This window comes from Pseudomonas sp. AKS31, from assembly GCF_023634765.1.
Lineage (GTDB): Bacteria > Pseudomonadota > Gammaproteobacteria > Pseudomonadales > Pseudomonadaceae > Aquipseudomonas.
Window position 1 is genome coordinate 1 of the sequence record NZ_JAMLFX010000028.1, and the last position, 851, is coordinate 851.

Annotated in this window: 1 protein-coding gene; it reads left to right on the forward strand. The window is 56.2% G+C overall.

The genetic code is table 11. The features are described from left to right. The first annotated feature begins 409 nt into the window (after positions 1–409). Positions 410–775, forward strand: a complete 366-nt coding sequence (locus tag M9827_RS27445) for a DUF6124 family protein (protein WP_250608342.1) — start codon at positions 410–412, stop codon at positions 773–775. Positions 776–851: the final 76 nt, after the last annotated feature.

The following is an 851-nucleotide window of genomic DNA, read 5'->3' on the forward strand; positions in this document are numbered from 1 at the left end:
TATTAAAATGTGTCCACCATGTCTCCGAACACCTGTCCACCATGTCTCCGGTACATACAGGGAGAGGGCTAGGGTGAGGGTTGGCTTTTGGCTGTTTAAATTTGTGTCAAATAACCAGAACCTTCCCACAAGGTTTTCAGGTTGTCCGTCGGACGTGCGCTCTCTAGGCTCTGGTTGTCGCTGAATGTTCAGTGATCGGGTGTGAGAACCCGCCGAGCTTGAAACTAGCACCAGTAAGACCATAATTGCGGCCGGCTTATTCGCTGTCGCAATGCCTTATGGCGGCTGTGTGCGGGCAGACTTCGGTCTGGCCGGTTTTCTGCTCACCGGTTTCTCACTCCGCACATAGCTGCCACCCTTTGCCACGTGAGAAATGGCTGAGGGCGGCTCGAATGACGAGCAGATTTTCATGAAAGATAAAATTGTCCCCGATCCACCCCTCGAATCCACAACCCCACTCGAAGACGCCATCCGCGCCGACGACCAGATCAAAACCCGCGAAGCCATCAAACGCGCCCTGGATTTCTACCTCAGCCCCGAGCCCCTCAAACCCCGGCAACCCAGCACAATGTTCCTGATCCAGCCGAACATCGACACCGAAAGTCTGCTGGCGCATGCCTGTGAGTCACTGGCATCGGCGAACACGTTAACCGGTAACTTTGCCGATCAGCTTGGCCGGCCCGAGCGTAATACGGCGTTGGCGATTCAGCAGATCATTATGCTGGCCGAGTTGGCGGTGAATCGGGCGCTGGATCGGGTTGATCCGCAGACCTGAGACCGCGTTATCGTTCTTCGCGAGCAGGCTCGCTCCCACATTGGAATGCGTTCAGCCTGTGGGTGCGAGCCTGCTC